The 23,474-nt window shown below is 37.1% G+C and carries 24 protein-coding genes and 1 pseudogene; 6 read left to right on the top strand and 19 right to left on the bottom strand.

From position 1 onward, the window contains the following. Positions 1-480 precede the first annotated feature (480 nt). Both ACIQXH_RS06445 and ACIQXH_RS06440 read left to right on the top strand, forming a co-directional pair. Entirely contained in the window at positions 481-1,752 is a 1,272-nt protein-coding gene (locus ACIQXH_RS06445) for an L-lactate MFS transporter (RefSeq protein WP_402868621.1), read from the top strand. 372 nt (positions 1,753-2,124) lie between these two features. After that, a complete protein-coding gene (locus ACIQXH_RS06440) occupies positions 2,125-2,937 on the top strand; it encodes a formate/nitrite transporter family protein (RefSeq protein WP_403122775.1) in 813 nt (270 codons plus the stop codon). A 119-nt stretch (positions 2,938-3,056) separates the two neighbouring features. On the opposite strand, the gene ACIQXH_RS06435 is transcribed toward ACIQXH_RS06440, so the two are convergent. Both ACIQXH_RS06435 and ACIQXH_RS06430 read right to left on the bottom strand, forming a co-directional pair. Next, complete coding sequence (locus ACIQXH_RS06435; RefSeq protein WP_403122772.1) at positions 3,057-3,542, bottom strand: HIT family protein; 486 nt, start codon at positions 3,540-3,542, stop codon at positions 3,057-3,059. 68 nt (positions 3,543-3,610) lie between these two features. Then, positions 3,611-3,817: pseudogene (locus ACIQXH_RS06430) on the bottom strand (IS1595 family transposase); the annotation flags it as partial. 277 nt (positions 3,818-4,094) lie between these two features. On the opposite strand from ACIQXH_RS06430, the gene ACIQXH_RS06425 reads away from it, so the two are divergent. Beyond that, positions 4,095-5,171, top strand: a complete 1,077-nt coding sequence (locus ACIQXH_RS06425; RefSeq protein ID WP_403122769.1) for an AI-2E family transporter — start codon at positions 4,095-4,097, stop codon at positions 5,169-5,171. A gap of 93 nt (positions 5,172-5,264) precedes the next feature. Here ACIQXH_RS06425 and ACIQXH_RS06420 read toward each other — a convergent pair whose 3' ends face one another. The 14 genes from ACIQXH_RS06420 to yknW form a co-directional block, all read right to left on the bottom strand. Continuing rightward, positions 5,265-5,723 (bottom strand): YueI family protein, encoded by a 459-nt coding sequence (locus tag ACIQXH_RS06420; protein ID WP_403122767.1) that lies wholly within the window; start codon positions 5,721-5,723, stop codon positions 5,265-5,267. Positions 5,724-6,286: 563 nt separating this feature from the next. Beyond that, positions 6,287-6,409 carry a hypothetical protein gene (locus ACIQXH_RS06415; RefSeq protein WP_402868629.1) on the bottom strand — a complete coding sequence of 41 codons (123 nt, stop codon included), beginning with the start codon at positions 6,407-6,409 and terminating at the stop codon, positions 6,287-6,289. A gap of 114 nt (positions 6,410-6,523) precedes the next feature. Then, positions 6,524-6,946, bottom strand: a complete 423-nt coding sequence (locus ACIQXH_RS06410) for a nucleoside 2-deoxyribosyltransferase (RefSeq protein ID WP_402868631.1) — start codon at positions 6,944-6,946, stop codon at positions 6,524-6,526. Positions 6,947-7,418: 472 nt separating this feature from the next. Continuing rightward, positions 7,419-7,769 carry a hypothetical protein gene (locus ACIQXH_RS06405; RefSeq protein ID WP_402988520.1) on the bottom strand — a complete coding sequence of 117 codons (351 nt, stop codon included), beginning with the start codon at positions 7,767-7,769 and terminating at the stop codon, positions 7,419-7,421. Between the two features lie 123 nt (positions 7,770-7,892). Further along, positions 7,893-8,159 (bottom strand): DUF4190 domain-containing protein, encoded by a 267-nt coding sequence (locus ACIQXH_RS06400; RefSeq protein WP_402868635.1) that lies wholly within the window; start codon positions 8,157-8,159, stop codon positions 7,893-7,895. 141 nt (positions 8,160-8,300) lie between these two features. Next, positions 8,301-8,951: an amino acid ABC transporter permease gene (locus ACIQXH_RS06395; RefSeq protein WP_402868637.1), complete on the bottom strand. Its 651-nt coding sequence runs from the start codon at positions 8,949-8,951 to the stop codon at positions 8,301-8,303. Between the two features lie 14 nt (positions 8,952-8,965). Further along, positions 8,966-9,604: an amino acid ABC transporter permease gene (locus ACIQXH_RS06390; RefSeq protein ID WP_402958753.1), complete on the bottom strand. Its 639-nt coding sequence runs from the start codon at positions 9,602-9,604 to the stop codon at positions 8,966-8,968. A 122-nt stretch (positions 9,605-9,726) separates the two neighbouring features. Continuing rightward, on the bottom strand, positions 9,727-10,554 hold the full coding sequence (locus ACIQXH_RS06385; RefSeq protein ID WP_402868641.1) for a transporter substrate-binding domain-containing protein: 828 nt from the start codon (positions 10,552-10,554) through the stop codon (positions 9,727-9,729). Positions 10,555-10,576: 22 nt separating this feature from the next. After that, positions 10,577-11,305 carry an amino acid ABC transporter ATP-binding protein gene (locus tag ACIQXH_RS06380; RefSeq protein WP_402868643.1) on the bottom strand — a complete coding sequence of 243 codons (729 nt, stop codon included), beginning with the start codon at positions 11,303-11,305 and terminating at the stop codon, positions 10,577-10,579. Positions 11,306-11,765: 460 nt separating this feature from the next. Beyond that, positions 11,766-12,176 (bottom strand): hypothetical protein, encoded by a 411-nt coding sequence (locus tag ACIQXH_RS06375; protein ID WP_402869851.1) that lies wholly within the window; start codon positions 12,174-12,176, stop codon positions 11,766-11,768. A gap of 238 nt (positions 12,177-12,414) precedes the next feature. Next, complete coding sequence (locus ACIQXH_RS06370) at positions 12,415-13,608, bottom strand: ABC transporter permease (RefSeq protein WP_402868645.1); 1,194 nt, start codon at positions 13,606-13,608, stop codon at positions 12,415-12,417. Then, on the bottom strand, positions 13,608-14,297 hold the full coding sequence (locus ACIQXH_RS06365) for an ABC transporter ATP-binding protein (protein ID WP_402868646.1): 690 nt from the start codon (positions 14,295-14,297) through the stop codon (positions 13,608-13,610). The genes ACIQXH_RS06370 and ACIQXH_RS06365 overlap by 1 nt, the downstream gene beginning before the upstream one ends. Next, positions 14,294-15,415 carry an efflux RND transporter periplasmic adaptor subunit gene (locus ACIQXH_RS06360; protein WP_403122764.1) on the bottom strand — a complete coding sequence of 374 codons (1,122 nt, stop codon included), beginning with the start codon at positions 15,413-15,415 and terminating at the stop codon, positions 14,294-14,296. Before ACIQXH_RS06360 ends, ACIQXH_RS06365 begins: the two co-directional genes overlap by 4 nt. After that, on the bottom strand, positions 15,415-16,089 hold the full coding sequence (yknW, locus tag ACIQXH_RS06355) for a YknW family membrane protein (RefSeq protein ID WP_402868649.1): 675 nt from the start codon (positions 16,087-16,089) through the stop codon (positions 15,415-15,417). The genes ACIQXH_RS06360 and yknW overlap by 1 nt, the downstream gene beginning before the upstream one ends. 339 nt (positions 16,090-16,428) lie before the next feature. Here yknW and ACIQXH_RS06350 point away from each other — a divergent pair, with 339 nt between their 5' ends. The 3 genes from ACIQXH_RS06350 (at position 16,429) to ACIQXH_RS06340 (ending at position 19,893) form a co-directional block, all read left to right on the top strand. Beyond that, complete coding sequence (locus ACIQXH_RS06350) at positions 16,429-16,896, top strand: nucleoside deaminase (RefSeq protein ID WP_402958745.1); 468 nt, start codon at positions 16,429-16,431, stop codon at positions 16,894-16,896. A 35-nt stretch (positions 16,897-16,931) separates the two neighbouring features. Then, entirely contained in the window at positions 16,932-18,695 is a 1,764-nt protein-coding gene (gene ade, locus ACIQXH_RS06345; protein ID WP_403122761.1) for an adenine deaminase, read from the top strand. 136 nt (positions 18,696-18,831) lie between these two features. After that, positions 18,832-19,893 (top strand): lactonase family protein, encoded by a 1,062-nt coding sequence (locus tag ACIQXH_RS06340; protein ID WP_402869853.1) that lies wholly within the window; start codon positions 18,832-18,834, stop codon positions 19,891-19,893. A gap of 159 nt (positions 19,894-20,052) precedes the next feature. Here ACIQXH_RS06340 and ACIQXH_RS06335 read toward each other — a convergent pair whose 3' ends face one another. The 3 genes from ACIQXH_RS06335 to ACIQXH_RS06325 form a co-directional block, all read right to left on the bottom strand. Then, on the bottom strand, positions 20,053-20,850 hold the full coding sequence (locus ACIQXH_RS06335) for an endonuclease I family protein (protein ID WP_403122760.1): 798 nt from the start codon (positions 20,848-20,850) through the stop codon (positions 20,053-20,055). A 91-nt stretch (positions 20,851-20,941) separates the two neighbouring features. Beyond that, complete coding sequence (locus ACIQXH_RS06330; protein ID WP_402868655.1) at positions 20,942-21,556, bottom strand: NUDIX hydrolase; 615 nt, start codon at positions 21,554-21,556, stop codon at positions 20,942-20,944. Positions 21,557-21,870: 314 nt separating this feature from the next. After that, on the bottom strand, positions 21,871-23,211 hold the full coding sequence (locus ACIQXH_RS06325) for an aspartate aminotransferase family protein (RefSeq protein ID WP_403122756.1): 1,341 nt from the start codon (positions 23,209-23,211) through the stop codon (positions 21,871-21,873). Positions 23,212-23,474 lie beyond the last annotated feature (263 nt).

The raw sequence follows: 23,474 nt of genomic DNA, 5'->3' as shown, positions 1-23,474 counted from the left end.
TATAAGGTTTCATAGTTCAAGCCCTTATAACTAAATTTTCCGAATTTTTTAAATAAAATTTCGTTTTCATCTAATTTTTTCGTCATTTAGAGGAAAATCCATTCTATTATGTAAGTTATTTGGTCATATCATTCCCTCCCATGCTATCGTTTATTGAATATTTATATGTTTTCAGCTAGCAAATTATCCAGTTTAATTGATTATTATCTCCTATCCCTACATATTAATTAAAAAAATTCTTTTCTCTCAAAATTTAATGGTGTGTATGTTTCTTCTATAAACTCTTTTACAAAAACACTCCCTTAATTAAGGCTTACTGTCATTTAATCTCATTTTTATTAAAAAAATTTAATTTAGTAGTTTACTAGTAAATAATAATCTTATATACTAAGGCAACGAGATAGATAAAATGCATATAACTTAACGAACCATAGATAAAACGCATGAATCTTTCTCATAACTGTGAAAAGGGGTACCAACATGACAAAAAACAGATGGTTAATCGCTTTATCAGCTATCGCTATCCACCTTTCTATAGGAGGGGCATATGCTTATAGTGTTTACAAAAAGCCCATAGTAGAAGCAATGGGCTGGTCAGAGACTGAAGTTACTTTAGCGTTTACTATAATGATGGCACTTGCAGGGACCTCTGCAGCTTTCTTTGGAAAGTTCGTAGAAAAAAATGGGCCAAGGAAGTCAGCCATGGTTGCCGCGGTACTATTTGGTTTAGGTCAAGCCGGATCTGGCGTGGCGATTATGATTGATTCGCTTCCACTTTACCTCCTTACCTATGGGTTTTTAAGCGGACTAGGAATGGGTATCGGTTACATATCACCAGTTTCGACCCTTGTTAAATGGTTCCCTGACAGAAGAGGACTTGCAACTGGGATGGCAGTGCTCGGTTTCGGTGCAGGTGCACTTATTACGGCGCCTGTTGCAGCTAGCCTTATGCAGTCTGTAGGAATATCTACTACCTATTATATTTTAGGCGCTGGATACTTCATCCTAATGTTTTTAGGTGCTTCTTATATTGCACCGCCCAAAGCAGGTTGGATTCCAGAAGGCATGAAACAAGACATCGAATCAGGAAAAAAGGAATTGAAAAAAGATTTAAGACAATCTACCGCGAAGGAAGCGGTTAGAACAAAACACTTTTGGATGTTATGGTTCATGAAATTGATCAACACTAGTGCAGGAATCATGATGATATCAGTAGCTTCTCCCATGGCTCAGGATGTAGTCGGGCTTTCAGTTGCTGGGGCGGCTACCCTAGTTGGTATCATGGGGATTTTCAATGGTGGTGGAAGACTTGGCTGGGCAGCCGCTTCCGATTATATCGGTCGTCCTAATGTTTTCGTCATTTTCTTCATCATCCAAATTGCGGCATTCCTATTACTTCCGACCACTACCAACTCCTTATTATTCCAAGGTCTGATTTTACTCGTTGTTAGTTGTTATGGAGGAGGGTTCTCTAACCTCCCTGCATTTGCCGGTGATTTATTCGGAACGAAAGAAATCGGTGCAATCCATGGTTACCTTTTAACAACTTGGTCTCTTGGTGGAGTTTGTGGACCTATGTTGGTAACTTATATCAGAGAAAGTACAAATAGCTACATTCCTGTGTTTTACGTTTTCGCAGTCTTGATTACGATTGCATTCGTCATCTCCATATGGCTTCGTTTAGATATCAAGAAAATGAGAAACGCACAGGAACAACAAGGATTCAAGGCTACAGTGGAAAAGATCTCCTGACATGAGCCTTGATTCATCAACTGAATAAGCTAAAAAAGGCATTATCGAAGCAGGCCCTTTGGGTAACATGCTTCTGATAATGCCTTTTTATCTGCCTGAGGATTACATCCTTTACCAAGGCACACTATGCATCTGGTTATTTTTTCATTATTTTATTTTTTCAATATATTTATTAATTTTTCTCAAAACCCCAAAAAGCCCATTAAAATCTATCTTTTTTTTAAAAAAAATAAAAAAATGTTATTTTGTTATAGAAAAATCTAAATAGAAGTGTATAATAACTGATGGTATTGTTTATATGGTAAGTAAGTCCTTGCCTCTTAACTACTAAAAAATAAAAAATAGAGAAAGTATTTTTCAAGGGGGAGCAAAATGAGTTATAACAACCCGCAACAAATGGCGCAAATTGCAATCAATGCAGGGAAAAAGAAAGCCACGTTGCCACTAAGAAGCATTTTAATTTTAGGATTCCTTGGAGGCGCGTTTATTGCCTTAGGTTTTCTATTTTACATCCGCGTTACGGCCGGATTACCGCCAGAATGGGGTACACTGAATAATCTTATAGGCGGATTAGTTTTCCCGCTAGGATTAATCCTTACGGTCGTTGCAGGCGCAGAATTGCTAACAGGAAACATGATGGCAGTCTCCATGGCAGCACTAGCTAAAAAGGTCACTGTTAAACAATTGACGATTAACTGGATTTTAATTGCCGTTACAAACCTAATAGGCTCCGTCTTTGTAGCATACGTATTCGGACACCTTCTTGGTTTGACCGAAACAGGGGTTTTCCTGGATAAAACCATTGCAGCTGCCAACTCAAAGGTTGATGCAAGTTTTATTGAATCTTTCATTTCTGCAATAGGATGTAACTGGCTTGTAGCATTGGCTATTTGGATGAGCTATAGCGCAGAAGACACTACTGGTAAAATTGTTGGTTTGTTCTTACCAATTACAGCCTTCATCGCTATTGGATTCCAACACGTTGTAGCCAATATGTTCATCATTCCAGCTGGTATTTTCGCAGGTGCACTTACTTGGGGAGATTATATCATGAATTTCATTCCGGTATTTCTAGGTAACGCTGTCGGTGGGGGAATATTGGTAGGATGTCTTTACTTCGGTGCTTTTGGACGTTCTGAAAAACAACCCGCAAAAGAAGTACAAAATTTGAAAAAGTCATCATAAGGTTCGGATTAGATCTCCATTTTACATGGAGGTCTTTTTTTATATAGGCTTTGTTAAAGTTTAAGTTAAATTTTGATTTTAAAGAAGTAGAACTTCTTAAAAACGGAAGTTCTATTAAATTATTTATTTAGTTCTTCGGTAAGAAAGTTGATGGCTTCCATAACTTCTTCAACATTTTCCTTGTCATTCATTTCATTTCTAGCGTGAAGTAATACTGGTCGAACTGACTCAACTGAACGCCCGAATTCATACATCCATTCATATCTCGGAACCATCCAAGTATGAAAATGATGGGTGGTGTCCTCATTGTAAAAATAATAGACATATTCAATTCCTAAAACGTCTCTTTGTGCTTTTCTTATCCTTGCTAAAATGTTTATATAGTCTAATCTTTCAGACTCGGTTAAATCATCTAGACATTCGATGTGTCTTTTAGAAGCTAAAATTATTAGCCCTCTAATTGGATATGCGACATCTTGATGGGCGTGAAAGAGCTCTGTTTCAATGATCACGCCGCCATCTGGTTCAACTACTCCACTTGTTAATGCACAACTAAGACACTCAACTTCTACCGTTCCTCCATTAGATAAGGTGATTTTTCTCAAGTGTTTTCCCCCGAGCAAAAAATATTTTACTTATTCCAGATATAACTCCATTTGGTTAAATATATAGTTTATATCTCGAACTCAGATAACCCAATTGTACTATATATATTTCTTTATTTGGAATTAAATTCCCCTTAACTAGTATATCTTTCATTGTGACTTCTTCTTTGAGGATGGATACTTTCTAATAAGTGTAACCAAGCGAGGTAATTATTTAGACATTTGGTTGCTACACCGTTAAATCGCTGTATCCATCCTTTAAGGCTGCGGTGGTAGGCACAACCGATGCTTTTCTGCTGGATTACGTTTTTGGATGAATTTAAGGATTTCAGTTGCTCTCATAGTTGTCTCCATTCATATTTGATAATTCCATCATAGAACATTTAAAGTGAATATCAGACCTTTAACAGAGCCTTTATATAAAATATTGAAGAATTTGTCCATTCATTTCTACTCTATCGAAAACCACTGAAAATGGCATAAAAGTTTAGTATAGCGTCATTCAAGGGAAATAGTGATAGTAAAAGTAGATGTAGAAGGGGGAATTCAATTGTGTGGATAAACAAACCTTTTTTTAAATATGCAACAGGGATTATTTTAACCATACTTATCATTGTATTACTTGGTAAGATAGAATATGTTTTTAGACCCATTCAAAATATCATTGCGGCCGTATTTTTCCCCATCCTATTAGCTGGATTGTTATATTACATAATAAGGCCGGTTGTTCAGTTTCTAAGCAAATTCATTCCTAAAACTTTGAGTATTTCCTTAGTTTTTCTGATAATATTTAGTGCAATTGGTTATGGCAGTTACTTTGGAAGCCCAGTTCTCGTTGATCAATTCCAAAAATTATCGGATCAATTCCCAGGTAAAGTCAAGGAACTTTCTGAACAATCCGAAGATGTCGAACATGTGATAGAGAAAAATGATTTTGGCATGGTAAATATAAAAACCCTTAAAGAGAACTCCGTAACCTATTTTAAGAATTTTTCAGATAAGATCATGGTAAATATCAACACCATTTTCACTACAGTAACAAGTGTTCTAACTGTTATAGTCATAACCCCGTTCATTTTATTTTATTTTCTGAAAGATGGCGAAAAATTAAGGCCGTTCTTATTAAAGTTTATTCCAAAAGAAGTGGAGGCAGAGGGAAACACTATATTAAAAGACGTCGATAAGACTCTATCGACCTATATTATCGGCCAATTCATCGTATCAATCGTAATTGGGGTCTTATTATATATCGGATACCTCATCATTGGACTCGATTATGCATTAGTATTTGCCCTTATAGCTATGGTATTTACGATTGTACCCTTCCTAGGCCCACTGATAAGTGTACTTCCAGCTATTTTCATCGCTTTGCAAACAGATGTTGGTTTGGCGATAAAAGTCACCGTTGTCTTTATAGTGGTTCAGCAAATCGAAGGTCACCTGATTACTCCAAACATTATGGGAAAGAGACTTAACATTCACCCATTAACGATTATCTTGCTGCTCCTCGTTGCCAGTTCAATATATGGATTCATCGGTATGTTAATTGCAATTCCTGTTTACTCAGTCCTAAAAACGACCATCGGTAACTTTAGGAAGTTTTATAGATTGAGAAAGAAACGAACATAAATATATATGTTCTAAGAAGTGAGGGCCCATTATTGGTCCCTCTTTCTGAGGTTTTTTTCCATACACTATTCCCATACCTTCGCTAGATTGCTCTTATCGTGATTTCTTTAGTACTTTTTTTACATATCTCTTAATCCTTGCTTTCAAACTATTCTTCTTAACAGTTTTAGGTTTACTCTTTTCTTTCTCTTTCTCAATATAAATATTCCCTTTATCAATAGCATTTTTTTCGGCCAATACCAGACCTAAATCGGAATTGTATTCCTTATTTAAAACAATCTTGTACGGAATCTTATATTGATTAGATAATTTAATGTATTTCCCTAAGTACTGATAATCCATTTGACCATTCAGAAGTAAATTAGCCCGTGGATATTGTTTCATCCTATTTTCTATTTCTGGATATATATTGTTTTCAAAGACTTGTGATTTTGTTAATACGATAATGACTCTTTCCCGTAACGTCCCAAGAAACTCCCTGCGTTCACCCGGCTTGATTTCTTTTGTTCCATAAATTCCTTGTTCGAGGTAATCCTCCACTTTGCGAGACAAGCACTTTTCACCTCCTACATTCCTTCTTCATTATATGTCATTTGCCCTCTTACGGTGCCCAATTTCCTGTATGCTTCTAAATAAGTATGTATAAAAAACATGAAATTTAACCTCCATTCTTAAAGAGGCGTTAGAACTATGTAGAACTTTAAGAACAAAGAACTGTGAGGGATAAAAACTCTTAGCAGTGATAAACTAAAAATCCAATGACTAGTAGAATGATACATTTTTATACATTTAGACACTTTTCCCCAACTAAATTTATGAATTTCATGTTATAATTTACAAATAAACAGATGTTGATTTAAGCATGATCACACACTACATATAAGGAGGAAATACAGATGTATGATGGACTTCTCTTAACGATTATTGAATCAGTTTTTGTTGTCGGAACTATCTCCATGTTTGTTATTTTAGGATTTGTAAAGGGCCGCGTTTTTTAATTTCCACTACTATTCATTCTATTCTCACATGCCTGATTACTTACTCTTGTAATATTGGTAATCAGGTTAAACTTATTTACAAAAGAAAAAAGCATATCCATTGCGGCATGCTTTTCTTTACCAATTATCCGTCTTATCTAATAACTTATCAATGTCAAATGTATAGAGATGAACTGGAATTGATTCTTCGGCCATTTCTTCAGTAGCTAGTAATAACTTATCAATGTCTATAGTAGCCAAATAAACTTCCTCCCTTTTTTAGTAACCTATACCCGATATTTTTATATACTAAACATTACGTTTTGATTTTTATTTTTTTGGGGGTATATTCAACTGTTTATACAAAAGACATTATTAAGAATTCATAGGACTTGGATCATCTTGTTCTGCTGGGGCAAGTGATTGAATTAATTTCACCAACTTATATAAAGTCCCGCTGCAGATGATGGCACCAGGGATATTATGGAATATTGATTTTTTGTTAATATGATAATTCTCTTTTTCAGGCGAATACACAACTATTTTTTTATTTAAAGAAAGGGCATATCCTAGTTCATAAAGGTTTCCCTTTCCCGCAGTAAGAAAGATTAACATAAAATCCGCTTCATCTATTCCTTCCTTTTCATAATCCCCTAAACTATTAGTGGTTTCTTTATTACCATTCTTGTCAAAAAGATTCCACTCATTTACACATGAGAACCCCTTTGCATTCAATTTCTTTATTAATGATTTAACTTGCTTTATATTTTTTTCATCCGATGCTATATAATACTTCACTAATACACCTCCATATTATTGATACTTTTTACCTATATTATCTACACTATACATATTCGTTATAAAGAACTCAATATCCTTTCAAAAATAAAAATAATTGTTTCTATTCTCTATATAAATCGGCTAGTATCAATAACACCATTGATGCATCAAGTTAATATGACAAAACTAAGCTATAATTTCTTGGTCTCCCAGTGGAAATGAATACTTTTCTACCTAAGAATGATTAAACGAAGTAATTACCATTTTTCAATAAATTCGAAGAAAGACAGGCATGATAGCCTATTTAAATAACCCCTCATACATCTTATTCCTAAATGCTCGCCATTTGAAACCGTTAAAGTGCGAAGCTCTACTACCCTTTCGGAGGTACGTTCAAAAAGAACCTCTGCCATTCAAAATGAATTGTCATTATACTTTCCATAACCGTAGATTAAATACAGAAATCCCTTTTTCACACAGAAAAAAAGCCTTATCCTCTTCGTAGGGTAAGACTTTGTCTTTCTTTTTCATAAGTAATATGTTCAATTTCAATGCGAAATGGGTCAGCCTCGCAAATATTAATTCCTCGATCTACATTCACTTTTTCCATTTTAGTTGCATCAGGGATTAGTTTCTTTGAATGGATAAAATGTTCGACCATCGAACACAATAGTTCTTGAGCACAAGCTAGAGCGTCGCCCCTATCTCTTCCGCTAACGGAAGATGTGAAACCCTTTCTCTTAAAATCAGGAAAACACACTTGAATTGAAAATGAATCCATGATTAAAGGGTGCTTTTCATAATAAAAAACAGCAGGATACTTAAATATCTGATTGGACAAAAACAACATCCCCCCTTAATATTTAGTTCATGTCAATCATAACATATTTTCCCAAAATAATCCTTATGAAGTATTTCCTTTATCTTCATATTTTCAAATTAGATAAGTAGAATTATCGCTATTTTATGAAGGAATAGAAAATAAGAGGATAATAAGGACTATGATCATATTAAAAATGATCCCCATAATACTGCATACTTTTCCTGCTGTCGCCAAATTGATACCAGGCTCTCCCGAATGTACAATTTCTTTTGTACCATTTGAAGCAAAAATCAGACCTATTATCCCTAATATAACTCCGATAAAGGGAATGAGAAGGGATAGAATTCCTAGGATTAAAGAGGCTAGTGCTTTGCTATTGGTACGCTTAATTTCAGACAGCTTTTTCACCTTCTTTCCTCTTCATATATATACGATTTTGAAATGCATATGATTCAAATTATCGCTCATTACGAGTCCCCTCCTATGGAATAGAAAGAAAAAATAGCTGAGATATGATAAAAACTCCGACTCAAATATGAGTCGGAGGATTTAAGTACGTTTTAATTCTAGTCTCCTGGCCACTAAAGATAAGCTAAAATTAACGGCAAAATACATTAGGGCTACTAAAATTAAAATTGGAATCAAGAAATTTTGACCTTGCCCATAGATGATTTGCCCTTGATGGGTCAATTCTGGCAAAGAAATCACTACCGCTAATGAGGTGTCTTTCAATAGAGAGATGAATTGGCTCACTAGAGGTGGGACCATTCGGCGTAGTGCCTGTGGAAGTATGATATGTATCAAAGCTTGCACATAACTTAAACCAGATGAACGAGCTGCCTCCATTTGTCCTTTATCAACTGATTTCAACCCACTTCGTATTACTTCGGATATCATGGCTGATTCAAAAACGGTCAAAGCAACAATCGCAGCTGGAATAATTTCCAACTTAATTCCTACTTCAGGCAACGCTAAATATGTAAAAAGAATGATTAACAACAATGGTAAATTACGGATGGTTTCAACGCCGACAGCTAAAATTTGTGATACAACTGGTATCTTTGCATAACGTAAAATGCCGACTAGTCCCCCGATGATAAAACTTAAAATGATAGATACAAAAGCCACCTGAATCGTTACCCAAAAACCTTCTAATAAAAACTTTAAATGATCTGGTGTGTATGCTCCTAAAAAATCCATGTCTTATACCTCCCTTAATTACTCTTAGCTAGACGTTTTTCTAAATAACCAACGCCAAGGCTTAAAGGAATGGTAAGAATTAAATAAAACGCTGCTACGAAAATGTAAACATCGAACACTACAAAGGTTCTTGAGGATATTAAATCACCGTGATACATAAGATCTAATCCAGCAACGACTGCTAAAATGGAAGAATTTTTAACGAGATTGATGAATTGGTTCCCAAGAGGGGGAATGACAATTTTCACGGCTTGTGGCAAGATGATGAATCTCATCGCCTGTCCATATGTCAGTCCTGAAGAACGGGCTGCTTCCATTTGTCCTTTCGATACCGAAAGAATGCCGGCTCTAATGGCTTCCGCAATAAATGATGATGTGTATATAGTCAAGGCTAACGTACCTGCATATAACCCACTTAATTTCAGGCCAAGGAAAAAGAAAAATGTGATGATCAATAAGGGTATATTCCGTATGAACTCCACATATGCGGTCCCAAGCCAATTCAGAGGCTTAATCGGAGCGATTCTCATGATAGCAATAAGCACACCAAGGATTAAGCTTGATACTAAAGCAATTAAACTAGATATGATTGTATTTTTAAAACCCATTAAATACATATCTAAATTCTCTGTCAAAATGGAGAAATCAAGCAAGACATCCACTCTCCTCTAACTAATCAGGATGAGCAAATTGCTCATCCTGACAGATCCAAATATTATTCTTTTAGTAGATAAGTAAAAATCCAATTTCTTCTTACCACATGTAAATGAATACGTTATTGCTTAATCCACTTATCATGAATTTCATCATATTTCCCGGAGTCTTTAATTGATTTAAGAGCTTTGTTCAATTCATCTACAAATTTTTCATTTCCTTTTTTAACTGCAATTCCATATGGCTCATCCGTAAATGTGCCGCCAACAAGTTCGTAATTTGGATCTTCATCAGCCATACCATAAAGTATGGAATCATCTGTCGTCAATGCATCACCTTGACCTGATTTAAGTGCTGCGAATGCTTCCGAATAATTTTCGAATTCCAAAACATTTGCTTCGGGAGCTTTTTCGCGGATATTTATGGCTGAGGTAGAGCCTTTTACAGCCAATACCTTTTTACCTTTTAAATTATCAATACCTTTGATGTCACTTCCTTTTTTAACAAGTAATGATTGTCCAGCATCGAAATAGACATCAGTAAAGTCAACTTCTTTTTTACGTTCTTCCGTAATGGTCATAGTCGCAACAATCGCATCGATATCCCCATTGTTCAATAAAGGCATTCTTGTTTTAGACGTTACTTCTTTGAATAATACTTTTTCTTCATCACCAAGGATCTCCGCTGCAAGTGCTTTCGCAATGTCGATGTCAAATCCTTCTACCTCTTTTGTATTTGGGTTTTTCAATCCAAACAGACGCGTATCATTCTTTACCCCGAATACGATTTTATCGTTATCCTTAATTTGAGTTAGAATATCTTTATCTTTGTTCCCGCTTCCACCATCTTTACCTTCATCAGAATCCTTTTCCCCGCCACAACCTGCTAATAGTATGACAGCCAGTACTGAAAGCAATGATAATTGTAACCATCTCTTTTTCTTCAACATGTAAATCCCCCCTATTTTTTATTTAATGATTTAATATACGGCTGAGAAATAGACGCGCCCTCTCTTCGTGAGGGTTTTCGTAAAAATCAGCCGGTATTGCCTCCTCCAAAATCCTGCCCTCATCCATGAATACGATTCGGTCCGCCACTTCACGGGCAAATCCCATTTCGTGTGTGACCACGACCATCGTCATTCCTTCTAGAGCAAGCTTTTTCATCACATCAAGTACCTCGCCGATCATTTCTGGATCCAAGGCTGAGGTAGGTTCATCAAACAACATGATTTCTGGTCCCATTGCCAGTCCTCTGGCAATGGCAACACGTTGCTGCTGTCCACCGGAAAGCTGTGAAGGATAAGAATTCGCCTTATCCGAGATCCCGACTTTTTCCAAATACTTTTGGGCAATTTTTTCCGCTTGCGCATTCGTTTGTCCTAAAACCTTCTTAGGTGCCAACATAATATTTTCCAATACGGTTTTATGAGGGTAAAGATGAAAATGTTGGAAAACCATACCGATGTTTTGGCGCAACTTATTAATGTCTGTTTTTTTATCCGCAACATTCATCTCATTGATGGACAGCGAACCTTCCGATATGGTTTCTAAGCGATTAATACAACGAAGAAGCGTACTTTTTCCTGATCCAGATGGACCGATTACTACGACCACTTCTCCCTTATTAATTGTTAGATTAATATCTTTCAATACATGAAAATCACCAAAATACTTATTAACCTGATCAAAAACTATCATAACTAATCCTCCCTAGCCTGCAACATTTTTCAAAAAAAAACAAAAATAGTCCAAATAATCTGAATTAAAATGCGAAAAATGCAATAATTTTGATACCGGCCATCTTAGTTTACTTCATTCTATACCTATGTATAATTTTCTTAAGAGAGAACTCTTCTGAAAGTTATATCAAACTATTAATTCTAAAAAAATTCATTTACTATAACACTTTTTATTATATCCAATTCTTCATATAATTTCCATAAAAACTTATATTTGTTATTTTTTCTACCTTATTCATTTTTAATAAAGTCGAATTTTATCATATTTCGTACAGAACAACACGTTATTAGACTAAATGAAGGAGTGCTGCTCTAAATAGATCTTTTTCTAGTAAAGTAATGGAAAAAGAAGAGGCAGAAATAATAAATCGTTTCTGCCTCTCCTTTTTATACCCCTTCAGACTCCTTGTTCTCACCATTTATTCCTTTATAATAGAATCCTCAAATGGTGCTGAAAATAAACCCTTTGGACCTAGCATATCTGTTTCTGACTCTCGCTCATCACCTTTAACTTCATAAGAACCCGCAGGAAAGAAATCAAATAATTCACTATCCTTATGTAATTCCAGAAAGTACTCAGAAAGCTCATCCATAAGTTGCTGATATTCTTCGTGTTCGATGATTTCACCGGACTCATCAATTCGAAAATTCATATTAATCGCATCCTGTAGCCGTGCATGGTTCGAAGCTGCAATATATAAATCTACGTCTCCACATTCCATACATAACAATTCTCCTTCTTCCCTTGCCTCTTCATAAGAATTTCGAACCATTTGCTTAAGAATACTATCTATTTCATTAAGGTTATCTAGTTGTCGTATAGTCTTCATCACACAATCTCCCCCAAAATCTTAAAAATATTTTCGATTTATTACGTTTTATCTACTGCAAGGAAAATAGAACTAAAACTATGTTACTACCTTCAATTACAAAATGTTTTGTTGTTTTTTCAATTCATGTGCAACACGGAGATTAGCCTACCGGTATAATTGTATACCATAATAATAGCATGATAGGAGAAAAGAAGAAAAAAAACCTGTACTCAAGTACGTACAAGTTTCGAGATGCTTATTCATATCGCAAGGATTCAATCGGATTCATTTTGGAAGCCTTATTCGCCGGTAAAATTCCGAAAACAATGCCTATTGTCATGGAAAAGGCTACACCGCCAAGGACAACCTGCCAAGAAATAAGAGAGGGAAGCCCCGCAAAAAGAGAAATTAGCGTGACAACGATCCACCCTAAAACGATGCCCAACAATCCACCAATCAGTGTTAAGATGATCGATTCAATTAAAAATTGAGTTAGTATCTGTCTCCTTGTGGCTCCTAGCGCCAAACGAATGCCAATCTCTCTAGTCCGTTCCGTAACGGATACAAGCATGATATTCATTACACCAATCCCCCCCACGACGAGCGAAATGCCTGCAACAGAACCGATTATCAAAGTCATGATCCTGGTAATTTGACCAATTGCCGAAGCGATTTCTTCCATATTTATAACTTGATATGATTCCCCTGCATTGTGAATAGAATTAAGTTTGGCAGAGGCTTTTTTACCGATAGTGTTCAATTGATCAGTATTTTCTGCCTGCAACAGAATAGAGGTCACATCATTTTTACTGAAGACCGTTTTCCATGTATTAGATGGCATATACAATTGCACTGTATCAAAAGCAAGGAGCCCTGTTGATTTTTCCATTACTCCAATAATTTCAACGGGTTGCGTTCCAATCCGAATGACTTGTCCAATTGGTGATTTCCCATCAAATAAATCCTCTTGCATCGTATGGCTTGCAATGGCAACTCGCGCTCCACCCAAAAAGTCAGCAGAAGTGAAATTTCTTCCACTGGCCACATTAAGTCTATTTAAATCCAGAAAGGCATCATTTATGCCTACCACAGAACTATCGATGGATTCCTGTTTGTGGCTAACTTTTGTAAACTCTGAACTTGAAGCAACCACCCGTTTAACACCGTTAAGATTTTCAAGTATTCGGATATCTTCCTGATTAAAAGCAGCTTCATAGATAATATTCGGATTCGACTGCATTTCTTCCTCTGAGGGCTGATAAAATAATTCAACCGTATTACCCGGACCTACAATTTCCGATTTCAGCATCGCTTCCCCACCTTGCCCTATTGCAACTACGATAATGACAGCGGCTACTCCAATTATGATGCCCAACATCGTTAACATAGAACGCAATTTATGAGCTTTTAGAGAACTCAAAGCCATCGTGACATTTTCGAATACACTCATTAATCCTCCCCTCTTTCTATGAGGGTAGCAGGAAGAATTTCACCGTCGCGTACAAATATGGTCCTAGAAGCGTATTCGGCAATTTCGGCTTCATGTGTTACCACAACAATTGTGACTCCCTCTTCATTCAACTTCCTGAATTGTTCCATTATCGCCACACTTGTGATTGAATCTAGTGCACCAGTTGGTTCATCCGCTAAAATTAATTGGGGTTGTGTGACAATGGAGCGTGCAATAGCAACACGCTGTTTTTGCCCTCCAGAAAGAGCATTCGGTAGATGACTCATTCGGTCTTCAAGTCCCACCTTCTTTAATGCTTCTTCTGAACGGAATTGACGTTCTTTTTTTGAAACGCCGGCATAAATCATCGGTAACTCAACATTCTTCCAAGCAACTAGTCTTGGTAATAATTGAAATTGTTGAAAAACGAATCCTATGGAAGTATTTCGGACCCTAGCCAATTCGTCTTCTGAATAACCAGAGATATTTTGACCCGAAAGCCAATACTCTCCAGTTGTTGCTTGATCTAAACATCCGATTATATTCATCAATGTGGACTTTCCCGAGCCTGAAGGTCCCATAATCGCAACGAACTCTCCATTTTCAATGTAGACATTCACGTTTTTCAACACATGGACATCCTCTTTACCTAATTGATACGTTTTTGTTATTCCTTTTAACTCGATCATTCAACCGTCACTTCCATTCCTTCTTCAATCTTTTCCGAAGGATTGATAACAACTCGGTCATTTTTGTTTATGCCTTTGATTACTTCGATTTTTTCTCTGGAAATGATACCAGGCTTTATTTCCTTCCTTTTTACGAATTTCCCGTCCACCATATAGACGAACATACGGTCACCCTCATCGATAATCGCATCCATTGGGAGTACAAGTGCCTTCTTTTTATCTGTTTCAATTTCCATGAAAAGCTGAAAACCAGGCTTTAAAACATCCGTTTCACTTATTAGTTTAGCCGTTACAGGATATTGGACAGCCTGGGAATTCCCTTGACTGAGATCTGTTTTCTGAGGAAGGGAATGTATATTCACAATTTCTCCTTTCCACTTCTCATCCTCAACGGCATCAGAACTAAAACTCACACTTTGCCCTTTCTTTATTTTCAATGTGTCGTATTCAGAAAGAACTCCTGAAACTAGCAAGTTACCAAGATTGCCGATTTGGATAAGAGGTTCAGCCGTACCTGTTACAGCTAAGGACTCTACCTGTTTACTTACGGTGAGCACGACACCATCCACCTTACTCTCCACTTTCAGATCCCGTATCTGTTCATTCAACTGTTTTTCCTTCAAAAGCACCTGTTTCAACTCAATATCTGCTAATTTTGTATCCGTATCAATTTGATCGAATTCTGGTTTTAATTGTTCTTCTGCTCTATCATCCCCAACTTGTTTACTTAGTTGTTTTTCCTTTTCTTCAAGTTGTTCCTTCTGCCTTTTTAACTGATTGATTTTCAAATAAGCAGATTCTTTTGATAGGTTGTTTTGTTCTAATTCAGATTCTAACTGAGGATTTTCATAAGTCAGCAGAAGATCACCTTTTTTCACTTTCTGACCTTCTTTGACTTCAACCTTTTTAAGTTCTCCCTTTTCTGTGGAGAAATAAACCGTCTGTTGATTTTCCATCGCTACACTACCTGGAATCATGATGGTGGAAGAAATATCCTCCATTTTGGGAACTATCACCGAGACCGATGGTCCTTTAGCCAAAACCTGCCGGTAAACGCTAACAGTGACCATTATTACAATGAGTAGACTGACTCCTATAATGATCCATATCTTTTTCATTACATGCCACTAATTCCCGAGAATAAACTACCGATGAACGCCATACCTATTTGAAATAGGAAAAAAATAATAGCTATCGTCACAGCTACTCCCTTAGAGAGGTTCGCCACTTTATTTAGACCAATGGCCATCAAAACAGTGGCCCAGATGGTAAAGACCTCAAAGACTCCCAAAATCTTAGAATCCGAGTTCAGTAAACCTGCCAAACTCGTAACATACACTTCAGGATTTCCACCAATCAGCAAACGTATAAGTCCGTTTAAAAAAAGTCCTATAGCTGTGATTAAATAAATAAACGTCTTCATTGAAAATATTTGTTTAAAACTCACTTCTGAATTTGCGATTTTAGCCACTGCTAGCAAAACAGCACTGGAAATTAGAACCGATATCACTGGTGAAAGAACACCGGTAATAACCATGGTAACCAAAGTAACCATCTTAACAATTTCAACTTGCCCTGAAGGAACTTCTTCCCCAATTAATTCATTGATGTCTAATGATAGACTTAAAAAATATGTACCAATTAAAAAAAGTAAAGTGATCAATAGCATTGGAACCCAAATCTTTGGCTTGCTTTTGATTCTTTCGAATTGTTCCACAGGACTTGTAATCATTCCAAACAAAGAAGGACCCTTTATCTGCTCCTGATTTAAATCTCCCAACCTTTTTTCCATATAAAAACACCTCTTCCTTAAATTCACTTACACTTATTCTACGAACAAATTTTCATTAAGTTTCAAAAAAGTATAAATGTAAACGGGGATGGACAACTTTTTAAAAAACTACAATGGAGAAGTTGATGAATTCACGATTTTACCGAGATGACTCGCAATACATAATCCTTTTTACCTCCCTTATTATTTCTTCCATAATAAATTTCTCAAGAATGAATCATTTAAAAAATTATTTTCAAAAATGCGTTCAACGATTTCCTAAATATGTTATATTATATATAAATTTCATGTTATGTAATATAACACAGCTTTTAAATATAAGTCGAAGGGGTGTTTTAGATGAATATAAAATTCATGGAAATGGCAGTGCAACTGGCTACTGAAAATGTGAAGAAACAAAACGGTGGTCCTTTCGGAGCCGTGATCGTAAAAGATGGGGTCATTATAGGAAGAGGCTGCAATAATGTCACTACGGCGCTTGACCCCACTGCACATGCTGAAATCCAAGCTATTCGCGATGCTTGTAAAAACCTGAACAGCTTTCAGCTTACAGATTGTGAAATCTATACTAGTTGTGAGCCGTGCCCGATGTGTATTGGTGCTCTTTATTGGGCACGACCTAAAGCAATCTATTATTCTTGTACAAAACAAGATGCAGCTCAAATCGGGTTTGATGACGATTTTATTTATCAAGAGCTTGCGATCCCAATGGAAAACCGCTCCATCGCCATGCATCGTATAGATTTCACCGACCATGATTTACCATTCCGGACATGGGAATCTCAAGCAGTTAAAGTGGAATACTGACAATAAGCCTAAGTCCAGATGAGGAGGAGGTCTCTTTGAAATCACACTTAATGAAAAAGAGAATGGACGTTGCAGCAGGTAGAATACCTGCTGATTACGTCATTAAAAATGGGAAAATCATTGATGTATTCAATGGGGAAATTTATACTGGCGACGTTGCTATAGTAGATGGTTATATTGCAGGTATTGGGAATTACGAGGGAATCTCTGAAATAAATGCCGCAGGTAAATACGTATCACCTACATTTATAGACGGACATGTTCATATTGAATCATCCATGGTACGGCCTTCTGAACTGGCCAAAGTTCTACTTTTACATGGAGTAACTTGCGTCGTGGCGGACCCACACGAGATCGCCAATGTATCAGGAAGGAAAGGGATACAATATATGATTGAACAATCGGATCACCTCCCTTTCGACTTTTACTTTATGATGCCATCTTGTGTTCCGGCAACTGACTTCGAGGATGCGGGCGCTGTTTTAAAAAGTGAAGACTTATATTCTTTTTACAAAAATCCGCGGGTGCTTGGTTTAGCTGAAGTGATGAACTTCCCAGCCGTATCCAATGCAGATGATGATATGATTCAAAAAATCATCGATGTATACAAGAATGAAAAAAAGATTGATGGTCACGCTGCCGGACTTACTGAACAGCAACTCAATGTATATATGGCTGCCGGTATCCAAACCGATCACGAATGCACCACCGCAAAGGAAGCCAGAGACCGACTACGGAAAGGAATGTATCTTATGCTTCGGGAGGGAACTGTAGCAAAAGACTTACGAAATCTGCTCCCTGCCGTTACTGAACAAAATTCCCGCCGTTGTTTATTCGTCACCGATGACCGCCACCTAGATGATCTTGTAACTGAAGGTAGCATTGACCACAATGTCAGAATTGCCATAGAAGAAGGAATCCCCGCTCTGACCGCGATTCAGATGGCAACAATAAATGCCGCCGAATGCTTCGGGTTAAGAGAACATGGTGCCATTGCACCTGGATATAAAGCCGACTTTCTATTATTCGAAGATCTCCAATCCATCCAAATTCAATCCGTTTTTAAAGATGGCAAACTAGTTTCTAAAGATGGCCAGTTAGTGAACTTCCCTGAAGCCCCGAAAAACAAGTTGGAGGAAGAATTAACACAGACGGTACACCTTCAAGATTTGTCAGATATAGATTTTCATATAACGTTACACAATGCCCTTGCCAACCTTATTGAAATCATACCGAACAGTCTAGTTACAAAACATATAATCGAACCGGTCGCTCTCAATCAAAATGGCCTATTTCAATTTTCCCCCTCCATGGATCACGTAAAGCTTGCTGTTATAGAACGGCATCAAAAGACAAAAAAAATCGGCCTTGGAATCGTCAAGGGTCTTGGCCTACAATCAGGTGCAATCGCCACAACGGTTTCCCATGACTCGCACAACTTAATTATCGCTGGTACGAATGACCAGGATATGCTGGTAGCTGCTGAGGAAATAAAAAGAATGCAGGGAGGATTAGTCATTATTCAAGATGGTAAAACTCTTGCCTCCCTACCTCTTCCGATTGCTGGACTAATGAGTACAGGGACGTATGCGGAAGTTTTACACAACTTAAAGGAAATGAATCACGCGTTATTGAAGATTGGTGCCAACAGACACTTTAATCCATTCCTGACGCTTGCTTTTTTAGCGCTTCCCGTTATACCTGAAATTAAATTAACAACACAAGGCTTATTTTTAGTTTCATCATTTCAACATATATCAAACCAAGCCAGTACATTTAAAAAAATCGAAACCATATAAAATCTTCAGTAAACGAGTACCTTTTTCTGTTTCAGCAAAATTTTATTGTTAATTAAGATTCAACTCCATTAAATTCGGGGAAAGATATATGAGTTCATCGTATGTTAAAATAAACTCATTATCTTTCTAGGAGGGAATCAATATGGAAAATCCGAAACAAACCTTTACCGGATACATCGGTACTTATACGAAAGGAGACAGTAAAGGCATTTATCGTTTCACACTTGATAGTAACGAAGGGAAGATTACAACGCCCGTCCTTGCTGCTGAATTAAAGGATCCTACTTATGTAACGATTAGTGAAGACAAACAACATTTGTACGCCATCTTAAAAGAGGCCGGTAGCGGCGGTGTTGCTGCATACTCTATTGATGAAGGATCAGGTGATCTTACTTACTTAGGTAAGGAGCTAACTCCTAATGGATCCTATTGCCACATTAGTATCGATAGCAAAAAAAATGTTTTGGTCACAGCCAATTACGGAGATGGGATTATCGAAGCTTACAAACTTAACCCCGACGCAACACCTGCTTCAGTATCATCCACGATACGCCATACCGGAATGGGACCTAACAAAGAGCGTCAGGAAAAGGCACATGCACATTATGCAGGCTTTTCACCTGATGAAAAATACATTGCCGTCGTTGATCTTGGAATCGATCAAATAAACACATATGGAATACATAATGGAGTATTGGAAAAAGTTAATAGTTTGGCAGTCACCCCTGGAAGCGGGCCAAGACACCTAACCTTCCACCCTAATGGAAAAATCGCTTATGTTATGACAGAACTTGCACCTGAAGTCATTGTATTGGCGTACGATTCCCAAAATGGAAGTTTTTCAGAATTGCAAACCATCCGGACAGTCCCAGAAAATTTCCGTGAAAACAATCAAGGAAGTGCGATCCACATATCTGCGGATGGGGAGTTCGTTTATGCAGCAAATCGTGGGCATGATAGCATCGCTGTCTTCCAAACCGATAAAAAAACCGGAAAACTAACCTTGGTTGAATTAGTTTCAACAGAAGGACACTGGCCACGTGACTTCGCCCTTGATCCTAGTGGGAAGTTCCTTGTTGCCTCTAATGAGGAATCAGGGACCTTGACGTTGTTTTCTCGAAATGATATAAATGGTAAATTAACGTTACTTCAAAAAGATATCCAAGTTCCATTCCCAGTTTGCGTGAAGTTTCTTTAAACCCTTTTCATACCATATAAAAAATAAAAGGATTGAGGCAGTGGAAGCTGCTCAATCCTTTTTGAGTTCATTGTCCTGTAGGCTTCTTTCAATATAACATTCAAGAGAGACCCTAACATCAAGTCCATACATATTTTAGTTCGTAAAACAAACGTCTTTTTAAGTCCACTCACCTGCCATTTCGGGGAAATCGATAAATGGGTTGCGATTCCCTTGTACTTCGAATATGGCCTGATTACGATGTTTTTCATATAAGTTAACCGGAAAACGATGATGCCAGTCCAATAATAGATTGATATCGATATTCTCTTGATCAATAATCCCTTCATATCGCAGTAAAAAATACAAAGTGGCCCTCGCTACGATTCCTTTTCCATATTCAGGCTCAAATTTTCCTTTTTCAGCTTTGCCACATCCGGCTTTTATCCCTCGTACTTGAGGTTCTGGGGAATAGTCCACAAAGTCATGATAAGGGGAATTCCCGCGGCTACTATTACAAGTTGGCTCACAGGCAAATAAATGATGTAAGTCCCCTTTCATCGGTTCTTTTTTACTAAACCATGATTGTGGAACGACATGTTCACAATTAAGAGACATACTATTAACCTCAAAGGATTGACTTCCTTTCGTTAACAGTTCAAGAACTCGAATATCTGCTTCTATGACTTCGACAGGATCCATACCTTTACCGGAATACAAGCTTTTCAGCTTTCCATCTTCCTGAAGATCAACCCATGGATATAAAAAACGATGGGGTGAGTAACTCGGCTGGTTTACATGAGAACTTCTTAACAAGGAGTTTAAGTGTTCCCTAGTCCAGGGACCGCAAAGATAATAAATTTCCCGACTTTTCAAATCTTTTATTTCATCATAGTACTCATGGCTCACTTTATATTTTTTAAGCTCTGCTATAGATTGTTCTCGTTCAATTTCCAATCGTCTCATCGTGTATCTCATCCCTCATCCCCCTCTTCATCAAAAACCGTTTTTTTACCATATATATAGTTTATTTGGATTTACTGACAAAGAAAAGGTGCTTTAGAAGGGTCTAACGTAGAATTTTAATAAAGTGGGTAAGTATGGTTGCCGTCATTCCCCAAATGACACGGCCTTCATATTGGTAGAAATATTCTTTCGTCTGTCTTGGTTGCCATTTATAATTCTCTCCACCAACAACTAAATCGTGTGGAAAGTTTTCTAATGGCTCGACTTTAAAATTCACATGATATATCTCTGGGGGCTTTTCCATGAAAAACGAAAGTGGAACAGTAAAGACCGTTTCGACTTCAGATGGGTTGGGTGCCAATGGTTGATCACCTCGGATAAATCCCACATATGGGTACACAATCATCCCAAAAGGGGATACAAGATAATCGATTGGAAATACATTATATATATCCTCTTTTGCCACACCTAGTTCTTCGTACGTTTCACGAAGGGCAGCCGTCTGCTCATCCATATCAAGATGATCAATTCTTCCACCAGGAAAACAAATATCCCCCGGTTGCCTTCTCAATTGATGTGAGCGCTCTTCAAACAGGACGTGTATGCCATCCTCCTTTTCGATAAGCGGTACTAAAACTGCATATTTTGCAAAGTCCCCACTGCCTAAAATAACAGGCGTATGTAAAGTTAATTTTTTCGTTATTTCTTCATTGTTCATGAACCACACCTCTTCTGAGAGTTAATCATTTTTCTAGTTCTTGTCTACATACTTTTATTATGTACCAAAAAGACCATTTTTTTAAACCAAAAAAGTTGATAGCCCCTTCCATTCAAATGAAGTGCTATCAAACTATCAATTTAATAAAGAAAAATGGCCTGTATCTCTTTACTTTACAAGAGAGCTAACTTAACGCTAAGCACCCTTAAACAAAATATTTTTTATAGTATATCATTTCCAATGGCTAATAAACAAAAAGAAAGAACAGAATGAGATATCTTCTGTTCCGCCTTAATACATTTCCGTTTCTATCTTTAAAACTCAGCTAAAGTTCGCTTTAAGGTTGTTACGATGAAAGAATAATCCTCTTCGGTGATACTTAACGGGGGTGCTAGTGTCAATACATTATTAAAACCTGCTACCGTATCGCCATTTTTTCCGATGATCAATCCATTTTCCTTGCAAGAAGCAATAATTTTATTGATTTTGGATAATTCAATCGGTTTTTTCGTTTGCTTATCTTCTACAAGTTCAATTCCGACTAACAAGCCTTTACCACGTACGTCACCAACATTAGGGTGGGATTTCATTTCATCTAAATCCTGCAAAAGGCGAAGGCCTAGTTCTTTCGAGCGTTCAATCAAATTTTCTTTTTCATAGATTTCCATATTTTTTAAGGCGAGTGCGCAAGAAGCAGGATTACCACCGAATGTATTTACATGCCGAAAACGGTCATAATCTTCTGTACCTACATATGCCTCATATATTTCCCGTTTGACAGCCGTTGCGGATAAAGGAAGATAGGCACTTGTAATCCCTTTTGCCATCGTAATGATATCCGGCTGTACATCATAATTCATAAAACCGAACTTCTTACCCGTACGACCAAAACCACAAATCACCTCATCTGAAATCAGCAAAACGCCATTTTTATCGCAAATATCTTTAACCTTCTTCATATACCCCTCTGGAGGCATAAGAATACCTCCACCTGTAATGATTGGTTCCATAATAACTGCAGCAACAGTTTCACTCAATTCCCATGTGATGGCACGTTCAATTTCAGAGGCGCTTTTCTCTCCACTTTCGTCCTCTGGATTTCGATATGAATCAGGAGGCGCCACATGAAGAAAACCTGGAGCAAGCGGTTCGTATTTATATTTTCTCTGTGCCTGACCTGTTGCTGCCAACGCCCCCATTGTATTCCCATGATAGGACCTGTAACGAGAAATGAATTTATAACGGCCATGTTCCCCTTTTTGCTGATGATACTGCCTTGCAATCTTAAATGCTGCTTCATTCGCTTCTGAACCACTGTTGGAAAAGAAAATTACATAATCACCGCCGAGCCAATCATTCAATTTTTCTGCCAGTTTAATAGCTGGAATATGACTATTCGTTAAAGGAGAATAGGGAAGTTCCTTTAACTGTTCATAAGCTGCTTCAGCAAGTTCTTCCCTTCCATATCCTACATTGACACACCATAAACCAGACATTCCATCCAGATAACGATTTCCATCAATATCAGTAATCCAAGCCCCTTTACCTTTTTCAACTACCATCGTTCCTGGATTTGGTCCAGCACCTTTCATATTATGCCAAATATACTTTTCGTCCATTTGTTGTATATCCTTCAATTCTTTTTTAACTTGCATAATCCTCTGCACCCCTTTCTATTCTATAAAGAAAGGTCGAACCTGATATGTTTCGACCCCTATTTCGTATGAGTATTTAGCCATAAATCGCTTTTTTCTTTACGGTTGCTGGATCCCACTTTTTCATTCTTGACCTCTGATTCCATCCGAAAGATATTTCTTGTTTTCATTATATTTTTTAAACGGATTTTTTACATTAGACGTTTTGTATAGTAAACGATTGAATATTTAAACATTTTGTTCGCCGTGATAAACCATCATGG

Origin of the sequence: Peribacillus sp. NPDC097225 (genome assembly GCF_044761955.1) — a bacterium.
Lineage (GTDB): Bacteria > Bacillota > Bacilli > Bacillales > DSM-1321 > Peribacillus.
The sequence above is the reverse complement of the archived record's forward strand: the minus strand, read 5'-3'. Positions and strand labels throughout refer to the sequence as shown.

Excerpts from the sequence above, each read along its gene's own strand:
- ACIQXH_RS06445 (WP_402868621.1), top strand. The coding sequence starts at position 481 with ATGACAAAAAACAGATGGTTAATCGCTTTATCAGCTATCGCTATCCAC.
- ACIQXH_RS06440 (WP_403122775.1), top strand. The coding sequence starts at position 2,125 with ATGAGTTATAACAACCCGCAACAAATGGCGCAAATTGCAATCAATGCA.
- ACIQXH_RS06395 (WP_402868637.1), bottom strand. The coding sequence starts at position 8,951 with ATGGATTTTTTAGGAGCATACACACCAGATCATTTAAAGTTTTTATTA.
- ACIQXH_RS06385 (WP_402868641.1), bottom strand. The coding sequence starts at position 10,554 with ATGTTGAAGAAAAAGAGATGGTTACAATTATCATTGCTTTCAGTACTG.
- ACIQXH_RS06380 (WP_402868643.1), bottom strand. The coding sequence starts at position 11,305 with ATGATAGTTTTTGATCAGGTTAATAAGTATTTTGGTGATTTTCATGTA.
- ACIQXH_RS06375 (WP_402869851.1), bottom strand. The coding sequence starts at position 12,176 with ATGAAGACTATACGACAACTAGATAACCTTAATGAAATAGATAGTATT.
- ACIQXH_RS06370 (WP_402868645.1), bottom strand. The coding sequence starts at position 13,608 with ATGAGTGTATTCGAAAATGTCACGATGGCTTTGAGTTCTCTAAAAGCT.
- ACIQXH_RS06365 (WP_402868646.1), bottom strand. The coding sequence starts at position 14,297 with ATGATCGAGTTAAAAGGAATAACAAAAACGTATCAATTAGGTAAAGAG.
- ACIQXH_RS06360 (WP_403122764.1), bottom strand. The coding sequence starts at position 15,415 with ATGAAAAAGATATGGATCATTATAGGAGTCAGTCTACTCATTGTAATA.
- yknW (WP_402868649.1), bottom strand. The coding sequence starts at position 16,089 with ATGGAAAAAAGGTTGGGAGATTTAAATCAGGAGCAGATAAAGGGTCCT.
- ACIQXH_RS06350 (WP_402958745.1), top strand. The coding sequence starts at position 16,429 with ATGAATATAAAATTCATGGAAATGGCAGTGCAACTGGCTACTGAAAAT.
- ACIQXH_RS06335 (WP_403122760.1), bottom strand. The coding sequence starts at position 20,850 with ATGAGATACACGATGAGACGATTGGAAATTGAACGAGAACAATCTATA.
- ACIQXH_RS06330 (WP_402868655.1), bottom strand. The coding sequence starts at position 21,556 with ATGAACAATGAAGAAATAACGAAAAAATTAACTTTACATACGCCTGTT.
- ACIQXH_RS06325 (WP_403122756.1), bottom strand. The coding sequence starts at position 23,211 with ATGCAAGTTAAAAAAGAATTGAAGGATATACAACAAATGGACGAAAAG.